This window comes from Marinomonas vulgaris (assembly GCF_018145875.1).
Lineage (GTDB): Bacteria > Pseudomonadota > Gammaproteobacteria > Pseudomonadales > Marinomonadaceae > Marinomonas > Marinomonas vulgaris.
The window spans coordinates 254,002-272,901 of record NZ_JAGSSV010000001.1 but is presented as its reverse complement, the minus strand read 5'-3'; the positions used below and the strand labels follow the sequence as shown (position 1 = coordinate 272,901).

Annotated in this window: 17 protein-coding genes; 6 read left to right on the top strand and 11 right to left on the bottom strand. The window is 48.3% G+C overall.

Translation table 11 applies throughout. The features are described 5' to 3' along the window. Positions 1-23: 23 nt before the first annotated feature. Entirely contained in the window at positions 24-1,070 is a 1,047-nt protein-coding gene (gene astA / locus J9B83_RS01280) for an arginine N-succinyltransferase (RefSeq protein ID WP_211534903.1), read from the bottom strand. A 21-nt stretch (positions 1,071-1,091) separates the two neighbouring features. Then, complete coding sequence (locus J9B83_RS01275) at positions 1,092-2,105, bottom strand: arginine N-succinyltransferase (RefSeq protein ID WP_211534902.1); 1,014 nt, start codon at positions 2,103-2,105, stop codon at positions 1,092-1,094. A 162-nt stretch (positions 2,106-2,267) separates the two neighbouring features. On the opposite strand from J9B83_RS01275, the gene J9B83_RS01270 reads away from it, so the two are divergent. Beyond that, positions 2,268-2,489, top strand: a complete 222-nt coding sequence (locus J9B83_RS01270) for a DUF1653 domain-containing protein (protein WP_211534901.1) — start codon at positions 2,268-2,270, stop codon at positions 2,487-2,489. An 18-nt stretch (positions 2,490-2,507) separates the two neighbouring features. Here J9B83_RS01270 and J9B83_RS01265 read toward each other — a convergent pair whose 3' ends face one another. The 4 genes from J9B83_RS01265 to J9B83_RS01250 form a co-directional block, all read right to left on the bottom strand. Next, positions 2,508-3,488, bottom strand: a complete 981-nt coding sequence (locus J9B83_RS01265) for a LysR family transcriptional regulator (protein ID WP_211534897.1) — start codon at positions 3,486-3,488, stop codon at positions 2,508-2,510. Positions 3,489-3,580: 92 nt separating this feature from the next. Then, positions 3,581-6,670 (bottom strand): efflux RND transporter permease subunit, encoded by a 3,090-nt coding sequence (locus J9B83_RS01260; protein WP_211534896.1) that lies wholly within the window; start codon positions 6,668-6,670, stop codon positions 3,581-3,583. Between the two features lie 2 nt (positions 6,671-6,672). Beyond that, positions 6,673-7,785, bottom strand: coding sequence for an efflux RND transporter periplasmic adaptor subunit (locus J9B83_RS01255; protein WP_211534893.1), 1,113 nt, complete (start codon positions 7,783-7,785; stop codon positions 6,673-6,675). A 111-nt stretch (positions 7,786-7,896) separates the two neighbouring features. Next, the gene (locus J9B83_RS01250) at positions 7,897-8,802 is read right to left on the bottom strand and encodes a LysR family transcriptional regulator (protein WP_211534891.1); all 906 of its coding nucleotides are present in this window, start codon (positions 8,800-8,802) and stop codon (positions 7,897-7,899) included. A gap of 158 nt (positions 8,803-8,960) precedes the next feature. Between J9B83_RS01250 and J9B83_RS01245 the strand changes: the two genes are divergently transcribed. The 3 genes from J9B83_RS01245 (at position 8,961) to J9B83_RS01235 (ending at position 11,519) form a co-directional block, all read left to right on the top strand. Continuing rightward, complete coding sequence (locus tag J9B83_RS01245) at positions 8,961-10,451, top strand: CoA-acylating methylmalonate-semialdehyde dehydrogenase (RefSeq protein ID WP_211534890.1); 1,491 nt, start codon at positions 8,961-8,963, stop codon at positions 10,449-10,451. 128 nt (positions 10,452-10,579) lie between these two features. Then, entirely contained in the window at positions 10,580-11,188 is a 609-nt protein-coding gene (locus tag J9B83_RS01240; protein WP_211534888.1) for a COG3904 family protein, read from the top strand. Between the two features lie 25 nt (positions 11,189-11,213). Then, positions 11,214-11,519: a DUF1289 domain-containing protein gene (locus tag J9B83_RS01235; RefSeq protein WP_211534886.1), complete on the top strand. Its 306-nt coding sequence runs from the start codon at positions 11,214-11,216 to the stop codon at positions 11,517-11,519. Here J9B83_RS01235 and radA read toward each other — a convergent pair whose 3' ends face one another. From radA to glnK, 4 genes are all read right to left on the bottom strand, one after another. After that, positions 11,520-12,911, bottom strand: a complete 1,392-nt coding sequence (radA, locus tag J9B83_RS01230) for a DNA repair protein RadA (RefSeq protein ID WP_211534881.1) — start codon at positions 12,909-12,911, stop codon at positions 11,520-11,522. 21 nt (positions 12,912-12,932) lie between these two features. Then, positions 12,933-14,462, bottom strand: a complete 1,530-nt coding sequence (locus J9B83_RS01225; RefSeq protein WP_211534865.1) for a carbon-nitrogen hydrolase family protein — start codon at positions 14,460-14,462, stop codon at positions 12,933-12,935. Between the two features lie 176 nt (positions 14,463-14,638). After that, on the bottom strand, positions 14,639-15,904 hold the full coding sequence (locus tag J9B83_RS01220; RefSeq protein ID WP_211534860.1) for an ammonium transporter: 1,266 nt from the start codon (positions 15,902-15,904) through the stop codon (positions 14,639-14,641). 37 nt (positions 15,905-15,941) lie between these two features. After that, positions 15,942-16,280 carry a P-II family nitrogen regulator gene (glnK, locus tag J9B83_RS01215; protein ID WP_211534859.1) on the bottom strand — a complete coding sequence of 113 codons (339 nt, stop codon included), beginning with the start codon at positions 16,278-16,280 and terminating at the stop codon, positions 15,942-15,944. Between the two features lie 507 nt (positions 16,281-16,787). Between glnK and J9B83_RS01210 the strand changes: the two genes are divergently transcribed. Next, on the top strand, positions 16,788-17,027 hold the full coding sequence (locus J9B83_RS01210; protein WP_211534857.1) for an accessory factor UbiK family protein: 240 nt from the start codon (positions 16,788-16,790) through the stop codon (positions 17,025-17,027). Between the two features lie 21 nt (positions 17,028-17,048). Here J9B83_RS01210 and J9B83_RS01205 read toward each other — a convergent pair whose 3' ends face one another. After that, positions 17,049-17,270 carry a TIGR02450 family Trp-rich protein gene (locus tag J9B83_RS01205; protein WP_211534856.1) on the bottom strand — a complete coding sequence of 74 codons (222 nt, stop codon included), beginning with the start codon at positions 17,268-17,270 and terminating at the stop codon, positions 17,049-17,051. A gap of 102 nt (positions 17,271-17,372) precedes the next feature. Here J9B83_RS01205 and J9B83_RS01200 point away from each other — a divergent pair, with 102 nt between their 5' ends. Then, positions 17,373-18,884, top strand: coding sequence for a YifB family Mg chelatase-like AAA ATPase (locus tag J9B83_RS01200; RefSeq protein WP_211534854.1), 1,512 nt, complete (start codon positions 17,373-17,375; stop codon positions 18,882-18,884). The last annotated feature ends 16 nt before the right edge of the window (positions 18,885-18,900 follow it).

The following is an 18,900-nucleotide window of genomic DNA, read 5'->3' as shown; positions in this document are numbered from 1 at the left end:
TTGTTAAAGTGTGTTCAGTGCGTTCAATGTCGTGAATACGAAGACAATTCGACAATGCGCACCGGCTCTTTGTGGGTGACACAAAGGCAATCGGCTTCTTCTTGGGTCAGCGTCAGAGCGCTGCCAAGCGGGCTGGTACGTTGAATCAAGATGCAACGGAAATCGGCGACCTTGGCATTAGAGACAAGGTAATAATTGCCCTCGTTGGGCTTGTCGTCCGTAGGGCGAATATTGACGAGGCACAGTCGGCTGTCACGCACCGCACGAATGTCTTGTACTCTGGCTTCTAAACTTGGGCCGCCATCAAAAATATCCACGTAGTTTTCATAACGAAAGCCTTCTTGCTCCAATAGGCGACGAGCCGGTGCGGTTTTTTCGTGTACTTTGCCCAGCACATCGCGGGCTTCTTGGGGCAGCAAGTTGACGTAAACAGGGTTGTTCGGCATCAATTCGGCGATAAATTGCTTGCTGCCTTGAGACGTAAGCTCGTCGGCTTCTTTAAAGTCAATCGAGAAAAAGTGACGCCCTAAGCTTTCCCAAAAGGGTGACACGCCGTTTTCATCACTGACACCGCGCATTTCAGCGAAGACTTTTTCGGTAAAGCGCTCAGGAAATTGCGCCATAAACATAAAACGCGCTTTGGAGAGCAATTGGCCATTTTTAGAATGACGATAATCTTCTTCTAAAAACAGAGTGCAAATTTCACTCGAACCGGTGAAATCGTTGTTTAAAATCAGCGTCGGCACAGCATTGTGAACACCTAGCTCTCGTGAAGCATGAGTAATGGTGCCAAGGTGATAGCTGTAAAATGGCTCGTCTAGGCCAACGGTCGCCAAAATGCCGCAGGTGCCGACAATATCTCCCGTGGTGGTGTCTTCAAGCACCATTAAATAATCTTCGTTGTGTGGCGTAGTAACCTGTTCTTTGGCAAATGAGCGTACTGCGCCAGCAATTTTCTTCTGCAAAACGGCTTCGTCGTTGACCAGAGAGGTAAAACCAATGCCGGTTTTTTCAGCCAGTCGATAAAGCGACTTCAGGTCATTGTGACAAATGGGACGGATGACCATCATGATTGTGTTCCTCTCGTGAGTTTATAAGGCAATCCATTGGATACGGCTGCCTGATGAGATCCCCAAGTTATCTTGGGTGATTTTTTCTAATGCGAGCCCAGCGACTTGTGGTTCAGCGGGGGCGGCGGTGACGCGAAATTGTTCTAGATGCCCAGTGGCGATTAGGTGAATGGGCCCTTTGGGTTTGTCTGTCAAGCTCAGTGCTTTACCTGAGGTTTGGCGGACTATGGTGTTCAATATGTCTGTCTTGGCTTCAATGCTCGGGCCTGCGTCAAAAATGTCTACGTAACCGCGAAATTCAAAGCCTTCGTTTAATAAAATATCGGCGCTGGGGCCTGAGTCGTCATGAATCACACCGATGGTATCTTGGGCTTCTTCTGGCAGGGTCGGCACGTAAATCGGGTAGCGTGGCATGAGTTCAGCGATGAAGTTTTTGTTGCTGACACCAGAAAGGTAGTCCGCCTTTTTAAAATCCATAGAGAAAAAATGCTTGCCCAAGGCATTCCAGAATGCCGAGTAGCCCTGCTTGTCGCTGTCGCCACGTAACTCCGCAAACAGGCGTTTGGTAAAACGCTCAGGATAGCGGGCGATAAACAACAGACGTGCTCTGGATAGTAAAGACATAGCGATGGGGTTCTGGTGGGCTTTATCAACTACTAAAGCAATGAGACGACTGGTGCCGCTGTAATCGTGGCATAAAAACAGCGCCGGAATACGGTTGTGAATTTGCAACTGTGGCGATGCGTGCACCACTTCATCTATACGGTAACTGTAGAAAGGCGTATCAACGCCGACCATAGCGTCTATGCCGCAGCAGCCGACAATGTCGTTGTTGCTGGTATCAACCAGAACAAACAAGTAGGATTCATCGCCTGGTTGTACTACGTCGGCTTGGAATGAGCGACGTGAAGAGGCAATTTTGTCGTTTAAACGTTCTCGGTTAGCCGGAAAGTTTGTAATGCCAATGCCTGCTTGCTGCGCCAGGCGCTCCAGAGCAGGTAAATCGGCAAAATCGACAGGGCGAACTAGGTACATAAAGATTCTCTGTTGTAACCAACATAAAAGTGAATAACGACAATAGGGCTATTATTACTGAGTTTGTCAGGGCGGGTAAGCGCCGGACTTTCGTATTGGCGACAGATTATTGTGAATATTGGCTAATTTGGTCGAATTTTAAAAAGTATTGAGAGGTTTAGTATGAAGCAAGGTGTGTATCAGCATTATAAAGGGGCCTTGTATTGGGTAGAACGTGTAGCCACTCATAGCGAGACCGAAGAAAAGTTGGTGATCTATCAAGCCTTGTATGGGAAGTTTGGCTGGTGGGCAAGACCGCTGAGTATGTTTGAAGAGTCTGTGATGATCAATGGCGAAAGCATCCCACGCTTTGATTGGCTTAGAGCCGAACGTGACGCAGGATAAAACGCAGATCAGGTGATATTAGGCAGGAGGATGCATCCAGGGTGATTCTCTCATGAAGTACAGAATTTGCTCTCTTAACCAGCGGTGAGCAAGATCGTTATTAAAGCGTTCATGCCAAAAAATGTGAATAGGGTGACGGCAATTGTATTCGTCAAGCTCGACCACTTCTTTTGGAATGGGCAGGATTTTAACCGGATAAAAGTGCATCTTTTCACAGGTCATTTGCAAAAATAAATCGCCGATGGAGCGCGATGTCACCAAAGCCATGCCACGTTTTACCGCTTGCATGGCCACCATCAAGCTGTCTGTTTCCATGTCGGGCTCTATATTGTAGCCGCGCTGCTTGAGCTTCTGCTCCGTTTTGATAAACGAGGTATTGCGGTTACTGCGTAGATGGTGAGTAACCACCTTGTTGGACAGTAGTTCCGAAACGGTTACTTCGTCTTGGTGGAACAAAGGATGCGCCTCGCTAAGCACGATGCAGGCTTCCATGTAGCCAATTAACTTGCTGCGAATGTTGCTTGGGGTTTCGTCGATACGCATGATGCCAAGATCAACATTGCCGGACACCATTTCATCAAGCTGTGAATCGCCCCAAGAGGTAATGGATAGCTTGATTCCTGGTGCCTGATATTGTAGTGAAGCTAACAGAGGCTCAATGAAATTCTCTAAATCTCCTTCGTCGACCCGTAATTTAAAGCGTCGACTCAGGTTTTTTAAATCCAATGTGTTTGGGCTCATTAGATCTGATAATGAGCTGAGTATCGGCTGAATCATATCGTGCAGTTCCGACGCCCGTGCTGTTGGGCTTAAACCGTAAGCTTGGCGCGTGAACAGGGAGTCTTTGAAAATATCCCTGAGTCGTTGCAAGCTTTTACTGAGAGCCGGTTGCGTTACTCTCAGTCTTTCTGCTGCGCGCGACACGCTGCCTTCTTCCATGATGGTCACGAAAGCGACAAGTAACTTGATGTCCAGTTTTAAAATGTCGTCCAGATGCATAGTGTTCTCATGTATTAGCGAACGAACACCCCGCGTTTTATCTTGTTTCGATAAAACGCGGGGTAATGGTGGAGCGGATAACGCTTAGCCAGTTAGTTAGTAAAGTCGTGGTAGCGACGGTATTTTACGCGGAACAAGATGGCATAAAACACAGGCACAGCGATCAAGGTTAAAATAGTGGCAAACCCTAATCCGAAGGAAATCACCACCGCCATGCCTTCAAAGAACGCATCGTACAGCAAGGGAACCATGCCCAAAATCGTGGTAATGGCCGCCATGCAAACCGGGCGAACACGACTGACCGCCGAATTAAAAATGGCTTCGTAGGTTTCTGTACCCTGCTCAAGCTCATAGTTTATTTGATCGGCCAGTACGATGCCGTTTTTCACTATCATGCCCGATAGACTTAAGAAGCCCAGGAGCGCCATAAAGCTAAACGCGGTGTTCATCACTAATAAGCCCGTCGACACACCGATCAAGGCCAAAGGCACACAGAACCAGATCGTCAATGGCACGCGAACCGAGTTAAACAGCAAGATGGTAATAATGAACATGAACAAGTAGCCCATTGGCAAGGCCTTGAAAATGTTGGCTTGCGCATCTGTGCTGCTTTCGTATTCACCACCCCATTCCATGGTGTAACCAGGCGGTAACTCAATCGCTTCGATCGCGCCACGGGTGCGTCCAAAAATCGTCATGGCGGTTTCATCGCCAAGAATATTCGGATCTGCCATCACTGTGATGGTGCGCTTGCGATCACGACGCTCAATGATCGGATCTTCCCACACGGTTTCAAAGCCGGACACCAAGGTCGATAAGGTCACGTAAGAGCCGGTTGCTGGACTGTAAATTTGCAAGTCACGAATTTGATCAATCGATACGCGCTCGTTTTCTGGTGCGGTACGAACGATCGGCAATAGATCGGTGCCTTCGCGGTACAAGCCAATTTGCAAGCCGGTGAAGTTGGTCAAGAGTACGTCGTCGAGCTCGGTTTTGCTGATGCCTAGGCGTCGTGCTTGGGCGTCGTTAAACAGAGGTCGCAGTACTTTAACCGGCTGACGCCAATCGTCTTTGATGTTTTCAAGACCGCCATCAGCACGGTAGATCTCCTTGATTTGAGCGCTAAACTGACGCAGCATTTTAGGGTCTGGGCCGCTGACGCGTGTTTCTAACTTCGCACCTGTGGCGGGGCCTAATTGCAAGCGTTGCAGTTTCACATCTAACTCTGGGTATTCTTCTTGCATTTTGTAGTACAGGTCTCTCAACAAATCCGGAATAAGATCGGTTGAACTGGTACGTACAATAAACTGCGCGTAGCTGGAGTTGGTTTGCTCTGCGTTGTAAGTCAACATGAAACGAAGCGCGCCCTGACCTGTGGTAGAGGTCACATCTTCAATGCGTTGGTCTTTTAATAGATCTGCTTCGATCTTTTCAACGGTTTCATAAGTATCTTCAATGTGGGTGCCTTCTGGCATTTGAATGTCCATGTAGAACATTGCGGTCGTTGAAGGCGGGAAGAAAGACTGTTTGACAAACTGGAATGCCCAACCGGCACTGAACAAACTGCCAATTAATAACACAATCGTTAACCAGCGGTAGTGAATGGCTTTGTCGAGCAACCATTTGTAACCGGTAAAGATAAAGCCTTTGTAAGGATCTACCGCGTCTGTTTCTGTGCTGCCATCTTGGCCGTTGGCAATACGATCTTTGAAAAACAAATCACAAAAGAACGGCGTTAAGGTGATGGCGGTTAACCAGCTCAACAAGAGCGATATCAACAAAACATAGAACAAAGAGCCAACGAATTCCCCAACGGAGTCCGGTGACAAGCCAATTGGCGCAAAGGCTGTAACAGCGATTACGGTCGCGCCCAGTAATGGCCATTTGGTTTGTTTGACCACGGCGCTGGCGGCTTGAACTTTCGTTAACCCGCGCTGCAAGCCAATGAGTACCCCTTCGGTCACCACGATAGCGTTATCCACCAGCATACCAAGGGCGATGATTAAGCCCCCCAGCGAGATTCGCTGTAGGTTAATGTGGAAATAATCCATCACGATGAAGGTGCCCAAAATGGTCAGCAGCAAAATGATGCCGATCAGGATGCCTGAGCGAATCCCCATAAATACCAAAAGCACTAAAATAACGATGCCGACGGCTTCGGCTAGGTTCAGCAAGAAGTTAGACACAGAACGATCCACTTCTTTAGACTGGAAATAAATCGGCTCCATACTCAAGCCAACAGGTTGTTGGTATTGTAGCTCTTCGATACGATTTTCCAGCGCTTCACCAATTTTCACTACGTTGACACCGGAGGAAAAAGAGATCCCAAGTAGTAAAGATTTGGCGCCATTAAAGTTAACAATGTGGGTTTTCGGCTCGACGTACTCACGTTTTACTGTGGCAATATCGCGCAGACGAATAAGCTTGCCATTACTTGGCGTACCAACGATGAGGTTTTCCAGTTCGGAGATGTCTTGGAATTCCCCTGTTGGACTGATGCGAATGTATTCACTGCCGACTTTAACGCGACCTGCGTTGGATACGCTGTTTTGGTTAGCCAATAAAGACTGTAACTGACTCGGTGCGATGCCCATGTTGGTTAACTTGGAGCGCGAAATCTCAATCGTCACCTGTTCGTCTTGTTCGCCAGCAACGGACACTTTGGCTACGCCATCTACTAAGACAAGCTCGCGTTTCACATAGTCCACGTAGTTTTCTAGATCTTTGTACGGGTAGCCTTCGCCGTTAATAGCGAGCATAACACCGTACACGTCACCAAAATCGTCTAGTACGATGGGCGTACCCACACCACTTGGGAAGGTGCCGGTGATGTCTCTGATCTTTTTCCGCACTTCGTCCCAAATTTGTTTCAGTTGGTCGGCGCGGTAGATGTCTTTGACCGTTAACTGAACCTTTGAATATCCCGCTTTTGAGGAAGAAGTAATTTTATCCACATAAGGTAAATTTTGCAGTTCACGTTCAATTGGATAGGTGACTTCTTCTTCTACTTGTTCCGGCGATGCACCAGGATAATAGGTGATGATCAAGGTATCCTTGATGGTGTATTCAGGATCTTCTAGTTGGCCAAGGTTAGTAAATGCGATGGTACCGCCGATCAACAAGATCAGAGTAATCATCCAGCTGGTAACTTTACGGTTGATGAAATAAGCAGCGATATCCATGATTATAGGCCACGCTCGCGAGTCCAAGGACGAACATGCATGCTGTCCGTTAAGCTACTGACGCCTGCCGCCACAACTTGGTCACCAATATTAAGGCCAGACAGTATTTCAATCTGATTATTTTGCAAAACGCCTAATTTTACCACGCGGGCACTGACTTGCTGAGTGTCTTGGTTGTAAACCCAAACGGTGCTGTTGGATTGACCGGTGGTGGTGTCTTCACGACGCAGTACCGCTTCAACGGGCACGGTCACGTGTTTTTTCTGCCCTAGTAAACGGCTTAAATCGATGTCGACATTGGCTGTCATGCCGGGTAATAACGTCAGTTGAGAGGACGTTTGGCGAATCAGCTCTAAGGTGACATCGTAGGCTTTTGTGGTTTCGTCTGGCGTGGTGTTGTGTTCTTTGTACACACCCGTTAGAGGTTCACTTGGTGCGACATCAACCACCACATTAGGTCGATAATCGGAATTGGTTGATCTTATACTGACAATCAAGCTCTCAGGCACTTGGAATTCAATGTCTAAATCGTCGATGTTTTGCATGTGCATAAGAGTAGCCGCAGCGCTGACATACTGGAAGTTTTCCGTCGATACTGACGAGATGACACCACTAAACGGCGCGTACACCTTGGTGTATTTAAGCTGATTTTTGGCTGTTTGCAAGGCGTTGTTGGCTTGGTCTAACGTGGCTTTGGTAGAGTCGTATTGGGCTTGTGTGGTGACGTTTTGACGCAATAGATTTTGAATACGTTTGAATTGCGCGTCAGCCAGGCTTTGGTTCGCTTGAGCCAATTCGACCTGCAATTTGAAATCGGTCGGGTCTAACACCGCCAGTAAATCGCCTTTTTTCACCCGTTGTCCCGCAACAACTTTCAGTTCCATAAGCTGGCCACCAACACGAAACGCAATGTCCGCTTCTTCACTGGCTTTTAATTCGGCAGGGAAGCGTCGAATATTCACCGCATCCGTGGCTTCTATGGTGATTAGTTTGACGGGGCGGATGATTTCTTTCTCCACCACGGTTTCTTCTTCGCTCGGAGAACAGCCGGCGATAAATAAAGACGCGGTGAGCGTCAAACCGATGAGTGTGCTGGTGCGCTTAGGGGGGGTCATTCATTTCTCCGTAAATAAATAGGATATAGTTAGATGAATCTATTTTATATCTCCTGATTATAGATATGAACTTTTAAATATATATGAAAGATATAATTAATCTGTCATATCTTACGTTTTTTCGAGTTCTTTAAGGAATGTTTCCAGAATAAGGTTGGCTCGCGCGCCTTTGCGGGTGATGGCAGAAAACTGCGTAATGTAGTGACAGTCGGCGGGCAAAATGGCCCGCATGCGGCCGTCTCGTATCCATCGCGAAGCCACGTGGTCTGGCAAAAAACCAATATAACGTCCGGTCAGAATCAAAAAGGCGATGCCTTCTCGGTCGGTCGCCGTGGCTGTGGCGGTTAGGGGTTGGTGCTGAGCTTTCACCTCGGGTGTTTGCGCGTAAGCGGGTAGTACGGCATCAAAGTCTTTTAACGACGACAGAGTCAAAGCGCTGTCATCGTGGTCAAATAATGGGTGGGTATTGCTGCAATAAAGTTTGGATTCTTCTTCATACAAATGATGGTAATCCAAGCCGCTGAGGATTTTTAAATCCGGCACTATGCCCACATGCAATTGGCCATCGAGCACGCCACGCTCCACATCGGTGGGTGGTATCATCCGAATGTTAATGGTGACCTGCGGGCCCTTGTCTTTTAACCCAGCTAAGGTTTTGGTGATACGGGTGTGTGGCAGCGTCACCAGATTATCTGTGATGCCGATGTTCAGTTCACCCTTCAAGTGTTGATGCAAAGCATTGATATTAGTACGAAAATCTTCGATAGACGACAGCAGTTGCAAAGTATAGTCGTACACCTGACTGCCTTCATTGGTGAGGGAAAACCCCGAGCGGCCCCGTTGACACAAACGAAAACCAAGGCGCGTTTCCAAGTCGGAAATAGCGATGCTGATGGCGGCTCGACTGATGTTCAGTTCGACTTCGGCGGCGGAAAAACCGCCGCATTCCACGACAGTTCTGAAAATGCGTAAAATGCGCAGATCCGCATCGCTGACTTGGCTTTGAAACTTTTTCATCATAGGCCCTTACTGGTCGTATTTCATAGAAAAGATAGTTAACTAATGGATTAACTAAGCGTTAATAGATTCGGCTTTTCATAATCTATTCCCCTTGGCATAGTAGTGTCAATCATCGTTATTCACACAGACTTTTAGACAGGTTAGAAGGAGCATTTATGGACATTATCGGGCACCTCATTGGTGGACAGACTTCACAAGAAGCCATGCGCACTCAGGACGTATTCAATCCAGCAACCGGCCTTGTGGCAAAAAAAGTGGCGATCGCTTCCAAAGAAACGGTTGAAGAAGCCATTGCAGTAGCGCAAGCGGCTTACCCAGAGTGGCGCAATACACCGCCCCTAAAACGCGCACGTATCATGTTTAACTACAAAGCTTTATTGGAAAAACATTCAGATAAAATCTGTGAGTTGATCGGTGCTGAGCACGGTAAAATCTGCCACGATGCCGCTGGCGAGTTACAACGCGGAATTGAAAATGTGGAATACGCCTGTGGTGCTCCTGAGCTGTTAAAGGGCGAATACAGCAAAAACGTTGGTCCTAACATCGATTCGTGGAGTGAGTTTCAGCCTTTGGGTGTCGTGGCTGGTATTACGCCGTTTAACTTCCCTGCGATGGTGCCGCTTTGGATGTTCCCTATGGCGATTGTCTGCGGTAACACCTTCGTTTTAAAACCATCGGAACGTGATCCAAGCACCGCCTTGTTTATTGCTGAATTACTGCATGAAGCGGGTTTACCTGCAGGTGTGTTTAACGTGGTGAACGGTGACAAGGTCGCTGTGGATACCTTGTTGGAAGATAAGCGTGTTAAAGCCGTGAGCTTTGTTGGCTCAACTCCGATTGCGGAATACATTTACAGCAAAGCCAGCGCCAATGGCAAACGTTGCCAAGCATTGGGCGGCGCAAAAAATCACGCCATCGTCATGCCAGATGCCGACATGGATAACGTGGTTAGCCAACTATTGGGCGCGGCATTCGGTTCGTCCGGCGAACGTTGTATGGCGTTATCGGTTGCGGTTGCCGTGGGTAAAGCAGCTGGCGATGCCTTGGTTAGCAAAATGGCAGATGCCATGAAACCATTAAAAGTCGGCGAATGTTCCGATAAAAACAACGACTTTGGCCCCGTGATTACTCAAGAACACAAAGACAAGGTGGTGGGTTTTATCGACAGCGCCGAGTCTCAAGGCGCTCAAGTGGTCGTAGACGGGCGTTATCCACAGGTGGCTGGCTATGAAAATGGTTTTTTCGTGGGCGCAACGCTAATCGATGGCGTCACTAAAGAGATGGACAGCTATCAGCAAGAGATCTTCGGCCCTGTGTTGCAAGTGGTTCGTGTGGAAACCATGGAAGAAGCCATGACGCTGATCAACGACCACGAATACGGCAACGGCACCTGCATTTTTACTCGCGATGGCGAAGCGGCGCGTTACTTCTCAGATCACATCGAAGTGGGCATGGTTGGCATCAACGTGCCACTGCCTGTGCCAGTGGCGTATCACAGCTTTGGTGGCTGGAAACGCTCTTTGTTTGGTGATTTACATGCTTACGGCCCTGACGCGGTGCGTTTTTACACTAAGCGCAAAACCATTACTCAGCGTTGGCCTTCCGCTGGCGTTCGTGAAGGTAAGAGCTTCGCTTTTCCATCTTAATTTACTCACACGAGTGACCTTGTTTTGAGTTTGTTTAATGGCCGTTCATCTTCGATGAGCGGCCATCCTTTCTTTGACCTCGTATTTCTCAATGCTATGATGTTTTCTTTTCCTGTATTGAGCCTGTGATGAACTGCAAAAAATGGAACTTCGCTCTTTCGCCATGGCTGTTATGCCTTGTAGTGCTTGTGTTGTCTGGCTGTGCTTCATCGAGTAAGCCGCAGCAAGAGGATGTAAATGGTTCTTTTAGTGCCGAGGTGGAAGGCAACGTGGCGTATTTGTTTGGTGTGCTGGGCAGTGATTTGGCCGCACAGTTGAGTGATCTAATAGAAGCGTATCCAAATGTTACTGATCTGGTGCTGGTGGATGTACCAGGCTCGGTTGATCAGCAGGCGACCATGGAGGGCGCTCGTCTTATTCGTCGCTTAGGGCTAAATACCCATATTGCGCCAACAGGCTATGTGTTGTCTGGCGGCGTCGATTTATTTTTAGGGGGCGTGAATCGCACCATTGGCGGAGGGGCTGGTGTGGGTGTGCATGCTTGGTCTGATGGCTCTTTAACCCGAGCCGAAAATCTGAATATTGCCGACCCTGTGCATGCTGTGTATGTGAATTTTTACTTGGAAATGGGCGTGCCGGAGCGGTTCTATTGGTTCTCACTGGATGCCGCGCCCGCGGAAAGAGTGTACTTTTTATCCCCAGAAGAAACCTATGATTTTCGGTTAGCCACGCAATAATGTGAGTGAATAAACAGGAGGCTAGATGGAACAAATAGAATTGTTTGCCATAGAAAGCCCCTGTCGAGGTGTGTGTGAAAACAGCGCCAAAGGTTTTTGCAAAGGCTGTTTACGCAGTCGAGAAGAGCGCTTTCATTGGTTTTCCTTAAGCAATGAAGCGCGCCATCATGTATTGGAGCTGTGCAAACAGCGTCGGGCGCGTCTGCTTAAAGCTCGACAAGATCGTTTGGCTGCCGATTCCGCCAAAGCCTTGCCCTATGGTATGGACGCTGACGGTATCCAAGAATCACCAGAGGCTGATTTATTCACCACGAAAGACGCCTTTCCATAATCATCCATTTTCAAAAATAGCGTCTAACGCTTCCGATAGTCGATCGACCCCAATGACCTTCATACCTTCTATGGGCTTTTTCGGACAATTAGCCTTGGGTACCACAGCGCGAGTGAAGCCGTGTTTGGCGGCTTCGCTGATGCGCTCTTGACCCGATGGCACAGGGCGAATTTCCCCAGATAAGCCCACTTCGCCCAGCACAACGAGATCGTGTGGTAATACTCGATCACGAAAGCTCGATACCACCGCGGCAATGGCGGCTAAATCGGCACTGGTTTCCAGCACTTTGACGCCACCGACCACGTTGAGATACACATCTTGATCCGAGGTCAGTAAACCGCCGTGTTTATGCAACACCGCGAGCAACATGGCCAAACGGTTATGATCAAATCCTACGGTGACGCGCCTTGGATTGCCAAGCGCCGAATCATCTACCAAAGCCTGCAGTTCCACCAGCAAGGGACGGGTGCCTTCCCAAACGACCATGACTAAGCTGCCGGCCGCGGGATGACTGCTGCGGTTTAGAAAGATCGAGCTGGGGTTTTTGACCTCTTTGAGGCCATTTTCCAACATAGCAAATACGCCCAATTCGTTGACGGCGCCAAAGCGGTTTTTCATACCGCGCAACGTGCGAAAGCGAGAATCTTCTGAGCCCTCCAGTAAGACCGAGCAATCTACCATGTGCTCAAGCACTTTTGGCCCCGCGAGCGTGCCGTCCTTAGTGACGTGACCGACCAGTAAAACGGCGGTTTGAGTTTGTTTGGCAAAACGCGTTAACACCGCCGCGCTTTCACGTACTTGCGATACGCTACCTGGCGCGGATTCGACGCCGTCGAGATGCATGACCTGAATCGAGTCAATGACCATGATCTTGGGTTTAATCTGTTGAGCAATGGTTAAAATGGCTTCTACGTTGGTTTCTGAGAGCATTTTTAGACTTTGCGTCGGCAAGCCCAGGCGTTGAGCACGCATGGCGACTTGCTGCAGCGACTCCTCACCTGTCACATATAGAGCGCTTTGTTGTTCAGCAAGCCAGCACATAGTTTGTAACAAAAGCGTACTTTTGCCCGCGCCAGGTGAGCCGCCGATTAATACCACGCCACCAGGAACCAAACCGCCGCCGAGTACACGATCGAATTCTTTGGCGCCTGAGCTAAAGCGAGGCACATCGCCTAGGTCAATGTCCGATAAATTCTGAATGCCAGTTACCGCCCCCGCGTAACCTTGATAGCGAGGGTCCTGGCTGGCAGCCACGCGAGCAGAAGTTTTGCCCGATGTTAAGCGTATTTCAGACAGTGAATTCCACGCCTGACAAGACGAGCACTGTCCTTGCCATTTTGCGTAATCTGCGCCGCATTCATTGCAGACAAAGGCGGTTTTTGCTTTGGCCATGGTCGTCCTATTTTCTGTTGTTTACGGTTGTTTTTTCCAATTTAGGGCATAAAGATCTGTACGGCGATCTTTTAAGTTATTTACGGAGCCTTCGCTTCGAGTCAATTTCAACTTGTCTAAATCCAAATCAGAGAACATGATCATCTCAGTGTTTGCCGTAGTTTCAGCCATGACCGCATCATGTGGATAAGAGAAGTCAGACGGTGAAAATACCGAGCTTTGAGCGTACTGAATGTCTAAGTTTTCGACTTGCGGTAAATTACCGCAACTACCACAAATTACCACGTAACATTCGTTTTCAATGGCGCGGGCTTGAGCGCAGCGACGTACGCGTAGGTAGCCGTTTTTGGTGTCTGTCCAGAAAGGTACAAACAAAATGTCCATGTCTTGCTCGGCCAATAAACGACCTAGCTCTGGGAACTCCACATCGTAGCAAATCAAGATGCCGACACGGCCTGCGTCGGTGTTAAAGACACGTATTTCGTTGCCCCCTTGAATGACCCAATCACGACGTTCGTGTGGCGTGATGTGGATTTTCTTTTGTTCTTCAACGGTGCCGTCGCGGCGACACAAATAACTCACGTTATACACAATGTCGTCTTCGATAACGGGCATGGAGCCGGTGATGACGTTGATGTTGTAACCCACCGCGAACTGGCTCATTTCATTTTTGAAGCGCTCTGTAAAACTAGCCAAAAAGCGGATGGCTTCGGTCTGGTTGCTTTGATCTGGGCTGAGTCCGATTAAAGGCGCATTGAAAAATTCAGGAAACAGTACGAAATCACTTTTGTAATCAGACACGGCATCAATGAAGTATTCCACTTGTTTGAGTAACTCATCGACGCTTTCGACTTCACGCATTTGCCACTGGATCGCACCGATACGCACTTGTGTTTTACGGGAGCGGATAACGTTAGTGTCGGGTTCAAAAAAGATGTTCTTCCACTCTAATAGTGTTGCATAACCTTGGGATTTTTCATCTTCTGGCATGTAGCGCTTTAGTAGGCGAGTGACTTGAAAGTCGTTTGACAGCTGGAAGGTCAAGATAGGGTCGTATATTCGACGTTCGCGAACCGCTTCTAAGTATTCGGCTGGGTTCATCTCATGGGCATGCTCGTGATAATTCGGGATACGACCGCCGGCCAAAATGGCGCGCAAATTGTGTTGGCGACAAAGTTCTTTTCGCGCTTCGTAGAGGCGTCGTCCAAGGCGGTAGCCGCGGTACTCTGGTGCGATGAGTGCATCTAGCCCATACATGGCATCGCCCATGGCGTCGTTTAAGATATTTTCTTTTTGATCGACTAAATCATCGTAGGTATGCGGGTTACTGAAACGCTGATAACTGACCTGTACCGATAGGGCGATACCTACGATTTTACCGTGGTCTTCGAGGCAAATTTGGCCTTCTGGAAAATCTTTGATCAATTGGTGAATAGTATGTTCAGGCCAAGAACCACCAATATCGTGATACACCTTGTCCATCAGAGTTTTGACTTGTTCGTAATCGTTGTTGGTGAGGTTACGAATGGTTAAATGTAAATCTTCTATCATGGTGTTCGGTGTCCTCTGCTGAGTCGTATCGGCATGGCTATTGTGTGCGGCAGCTTAGCGTGAGTCGCTCGGTGCATGCTTGATTGGTAGGGTGGAATAATACTCCGTCTTCAAAAAAACAAAACCCCCGCCGAGGCGAGGGTTCTGTACTTTAACCAAGAGGTTAAACGATCAGATTATTTTTTGCTGAATTCTGGGTACGCTTCCATACCACATTCAGAAAGATCCACACCTTCGTATTCTTCTTCTTCGCTAACACGAACACCCATGATGGCTTTGATAATCAACCAAACCACAAGGCTTGTTACGAATACCCAAACGAAGATGGTCAATGCACCAGCGATTTGTCCGCCGAAGGTTGTGCCATCGTTAGTTAGTGGCACAGCTAGCAAGCCCCAAAGACCAACTACACCGTGAACAGAGATAGCGCCCACTGGATCATCGATTTTAAGTTTGTCTAGCGTCAAGATAGAAACCACAACAATCAGACCACCAACAACACCAATTAGCGTAGCGCCTAGAGCGGTTGGTGTATCAGGACCGGCTGTAATAGCAACCAAACCAGCCAATGCACCGTTAAGAAGCATGGTTAGGTCAGCTTTGCCGAATAGGATACGAGCCAAGATAAGCGCACCAATGGCACCACCGGCTGCTGCTGCGTTTGTGTTCAAGAACACCATGGCAACCGCATTTGAGCTAGCGATATCGCCAAGCTTCAATACAGAACCACCGTTGAAGCCGAACCAACCCATCCAAAGGATGAAAGTACCTAGCGTTGCTAGAGGTAGGTTAGCACCAGGAATAGCGCGTACTTCGCCGTTTGGACCATATTTACCTTTACGAGCGCCCAATACGATAACACCAGCTAGAGCGGCAGAAGCACCAGCCATGTGTACGATACCGGAACCGGCAAAGTCAGTAAAACCAAGGTCGCCAAGGCTAAACATACCGAAAACAGAACCACCGCCCCATGTCCAGTTACCTTCCATTGGGTAGATAAAACCAGTCATTACCACAGCGAACGCTAAGAAAGCCCAAAGCTTCATACGCTCAGCAACGGCGCCGGATACGATAGACATGGCGGTTGCAACGAACACAACTTGGAAGAAAAAGTCAGATGCGCCAGAGTAAATTGAACCGCCTTCAAAGCCGCCTTCACGACCAGCAAAGTCTGTCAAAGTAGATGCAACGTCAACGTCTTGGATACCAGAAAGGAACCACTCGCCACCGTACATGACAGAGTAGCCACAAACTAGGTACATGATGCAAGAAATGGCAAACAAGGCCACGTTCTTGGTCAGGATTTCAGTGGTGTTTTTAGCACGTACTAAACCTGCTTCCAACATGGCAAATCCAGCTGCCATCCACATAACCAGCGCACCGCACACCAAGAAGTAAAAGGTGTCCATTGCATATTGTAAGTGAAAAATTTGATCTTGCATGTTTCGCCCCCCTAAGGCTTTTATGAGTCAGCCGTGACTAAACGGCTTCTACGCCAGTCTCACCGGTACGAATACGAACCGCTTGCTCAAGGTTAACGATAAAGATTTTACCGTCGCCAATTTTGCCGGTGTTTGCAGCACTTGTAATGGCTTCGACCACTTGGTCAATCATGTCGTCTGCAATGGCAAGTTCAATTTTTACCTTAGGTAAAAAATCCACTACGTATTCAGCGCCACGGTATAATTCCGTGTGGCCTTTTTGACGTCCGAAACCTTTCACTTCTGTTACGGTGATCCCTTGAACACCGATTTCAGAAAGTGCTTCTCGAACATCATCGAGTTTAAATGGCTTGATGATGGCAGTAATAAGCTTCATACCCACTGTCTCCTTTAAAAGTCAGTATTTATTGTCGTATCGCAGGTGAATAGCTTTATTCAATATGCGTGCCATAAGTGTGCACGCCTAGAGAATACGGGCTTTGTCAGGATATTGTTGGCTTTATGAAAGAACAGAGTGCATCCACCGGGCTGATTTAGTGCGGCATATTGGTGTGACTTGCTTGTGCGTTGCGTCAACTTGGTGCGATTAAAGTGCGCGCGAGACGAGTTATTCTTTGGAAAGCCTTTATCTCATTGCTCTGGCGTGAAAAAGTCTAATCAAAGTGCATAGTTGCTTTTCCTCGTTAACCTGCTTGTATTAGCGTATTTTGTAGGGGCGCTTTCAGGTGTGCGCACAAAAAAGAGGCAATTATGATCTTATCTTTAAATGCGAGTGCTATCAGATGGCGCTTCTCAAAAGGCAAGGTAACATAGATGGCTTGTCTAGCACGTGGTTGGGTCTCTATACTGTACTTATATTGTATTAGGCTCGGATGAGAATCACATGATTGATCAATTTATAAAACAGTTAGGCACAGGATTAGAGCAAGCAGCAGAAACGCTTGGTAAATTACCAAAAGAAGAAATCCAGTCTCAGCTCCATGAAGTGGCACGCAATACCTTGAGTAAGATGGACTTGGTGACACGAGAAGAATTTGAAGTGCAAGCTGCCATGCTGGCTAAGTACCGTGAAAAACTTGCTTTGCTCGAAGCCCGCTTGAACGAACTAGAGCAATACGACTAAATAGATAGCAAACCGACAGCGTTATTTCCAGCCTTGCAGCCACTCTTCTGGTGAGGTGAGTGTCTGCCAAGGCAGTTGATATTGTTGGCGGTTGATCACTGCTTCTACAAGACAATCGACTACTAGATCGTTTTCATCGCGAATGAGCTTGGTCACGATGAAGTGTTTTTCTTTTTGTTTGGGCGTGGTTGATGTCCATTTAGACAGCAATAGTTTATTGGGATTAATGCGATGGGGTTTCATAATAAGCTCTCATTGTGCGTGTAACATCAGTGTATTTAAATACGTGAAAAAGAGTGAGCCGGATTGCCCACTAGGATGACAGGAAACGATCAAGGAGTGATCATGAGTTTAGCCACGATTTACAGTCGCGCCCGTGTTGGCGTGTCTTCCCCTTTAGTAACAGTAGAAACCCACATATCCAATGGTTTGCCCTCGTTAAATATTGTCGGCCTGCCGGAAGCTGCTGTTCGAGAATCGAAAGATAGGGTTCGCAGCGCCATTATCAACAGCCACTTTGAGTTTCCCACCAGAAGAGTCACGATTAATTTGGCCCCAGCGGATCTGCCCAAAGAAGGCGGGCGTTACGACTTAGCGATTGCGATCAGTGTGCTGGTGGCGTCGGGGCAGCTGGGAGACATTCAGTTACGCGACATAGAGTTCATTGGTGAGTTGGCTTTATCGGGCGATATTCGTGGCGTACCTGGGTTACTGCCTTCGGCGATTGCTTGTCACCAAGCGAATCGACAACTGATTTTGCCAGAAGACAATCAGCAAGAAGCGTCGCTAGTAGAAAGTAACGCCGTCTTTGCCAAGCATCTAACGCAAGTAACCGCCCACTTACTCAAACAAACGACTTTGCCTGAGTGTGTGTCTAAACCCAGTGAGCCGCTGCCACTGGACCATAAAGACATGCGCGATGTGAAAGGTCAGTATCAAGCAAGACGCGCCTTAGAGGTCGCGGCGGCGGGGGGACACAACCTGTTGTTTATTGGTCCTGCAGGAACGGGCAAAACCATGCTGGCGTCCCGCTTGCCGAGTATTATGCCCGCGATGACCGAAGCAGAAGCCTTAGCTGTGGCATCGGTGCAATCCGTCGCGGGTCGAAAAATGGGGCTAGATTGGCATTGGTCGGAACGTCCTTTTCGCTCGCCGCACCATTCTTGTTCGGCTGCAGCCTTGGTAGGCGGTGGGTCGATTCCTAAACCTGGCGAAGCGTCTTTGGCGCACTGTGGCGTGCTTTTTTTAGATGAATTGCCTGAATTTGACCGTAAAGTCCTCGAAGTACTGCGCGAACCTCTTGAAAATGGCGAGGTTCATATCTCCCGAGCGCGCAGTCAGGTGACGTTTCCGGCTCGATTTCAACTGGTCGCTGCTATGAACGCAAGCAACGAAGCCTACAGTGGTGGGCAAGATTACTACCAATCCAGCGCCAGTCAAAAATACCTTAAAAAACTCTCCGCGCCTTTTTTAGATCGTATTGATTTGCACGTAGAGGTGCCGCCTTTGCCATCAGACATACTCGTCAACGCGCAAGAAGAAGGTGAGTGCAGCGCCAGCGTTCGCAAGCGAGTAGAGCGCGCCGTAGAACGGCAACGCGCAAGGCAAGGTGTACAGAATGCCTTGCTCAGTGGCCGACAACTGGAAAGCATCTGCGCCCTCAGCGACGAGGACAAACGCTTCATGCAACAAGCGTTAGAAAAACTCAAATTATCAGCCCGTGCTTATCATCGAGTCTTAAAAGTCGCCCTGACCCTAGCCGACCTGAGCGACTCAACCGTGACTCGAGCGCACCTGATGGAATCGTTAAGTTATCGAAAAATGGAAAAAACCTTAGCAACGGCTGTGTCGTCTTGAGGCACGCATTTATTTA

Bases quoted from the DNA above. Each gene is read 5' to 3' on its own strand.
- astA (WP_211534903.1), bottom strand. From the start codon at position 1,070: ATGATGGTCATCCGTCCCATTTGTCACAATGACCTGAAGTCGCTTTAT.
- J9B83_RS01275 (WP_211534902.1), bottom strand. From the start codon at position 2,105: ATGTACCTAGTTCGCCCTGTCGATTTTGCCGATTTACCTGCTCTGGAG.
- J9B83_RS01270 (WP_211534901.1), top strand. From the start codon at position 2,268: ATGAAGCAAGGTGTGTATCAGCATTATAAAGGGGCCTTGTATTGGGTA.
- J9B83_RS01265 (WP_211534897.1), bottom strand. From the start codon at position 3,488: ATGCATCTGGACGACATTTTAAAACTGGACATCAAGTTACTTGTCGCT.
- J9B83_RS01260 (WP_211534896.1), bottom strand. From the start codon at position 6,670: ATGGATATCGCTGCTTATTTCATCAACCGTAAAGTTACCAGCTGGATG.
- J9B83_RS01255 (WP_211534893.1), bottom strand. From the start codon at position 7,785: ATGACCCCCCCTAAGCGCACCAGCACACTCATCGGTTTGACGCTCACC.
- J9B83_RS01250 (WP_211534891.1), bottom strand. From the start codon at position 8,802: ATGAAAAAGTTTCAAAGCCAAGTCAGCGATGCGGATCTGCGCATTTTA.
- J9B83_RS01245 (WP_211534890.1), top strand. From the start codon at position 8,961: ATGGACATTATCGGGCACCTCATTGGTGGACAGACTTCACAAGAAGCC.
- J9B83_RS01240 (WP_211534888.1), top strand. From the start codon at position 10,580: ATGAACTGCAAAAAATGGAACTTCGCTCTTTCGCCATGGCTGTTATGC.
- J9B83_RS01235 (WP_211534886.1), top strand. From the start codon at position 11,214: ATGGAACAAATAGAATTGTTTGCCATAGAAAGCCCCTGTCGAGGTGTG.
- radA (WP_211534881.1), bottom strand. From the start codon at position 12,911: ATGGCCAAAGCAAAAACCGCCTTTGTCTGCAATGAATGCGGCGCAGAT.
- J9B83_RS01225 (WP_211534865.1), bottom strand. From the start codon at position 14,462: ATGATAGAAGATTTACATTTAACCATTCGTAACCTCACCAACAACGAT.
- J9B83_RS01220 (WP_211534860.1), bottom strand. From the start codon at position 15,904: ATGCAAGATCAAATTTTTCACTTACAATATGCAATGGACACCTTTTAC.
- glnK (WP_211534859.1), bottom strand. From the start codon at position 16,280: ATGAAGCTTATTACTGCCATCATCAAGCCATTTAAACTCGATGATGTT.
- J9B83_RS01210 (WP_211534857.1), top strand. From the start codon at position 16,788: ATGATTGATCAATTTATAAAACAGTTAGGCACAGGATTAGAGCAAGCA.
- J9B83_RS01205 (WP_211534856.1), bottom strand. From the start codon at position 17,270: ATGAAACCCCATCGCATTAATCCCAATAAACTATTGCTGTCTAAATGG.
- J9B83_RS01200 (WP_211534854.1), top strand. From the start codon at position 17,373: ATGAGTTTAGCCACGATTTACAGTCGCGCCCGTGTTGGCGTGTCTTCC.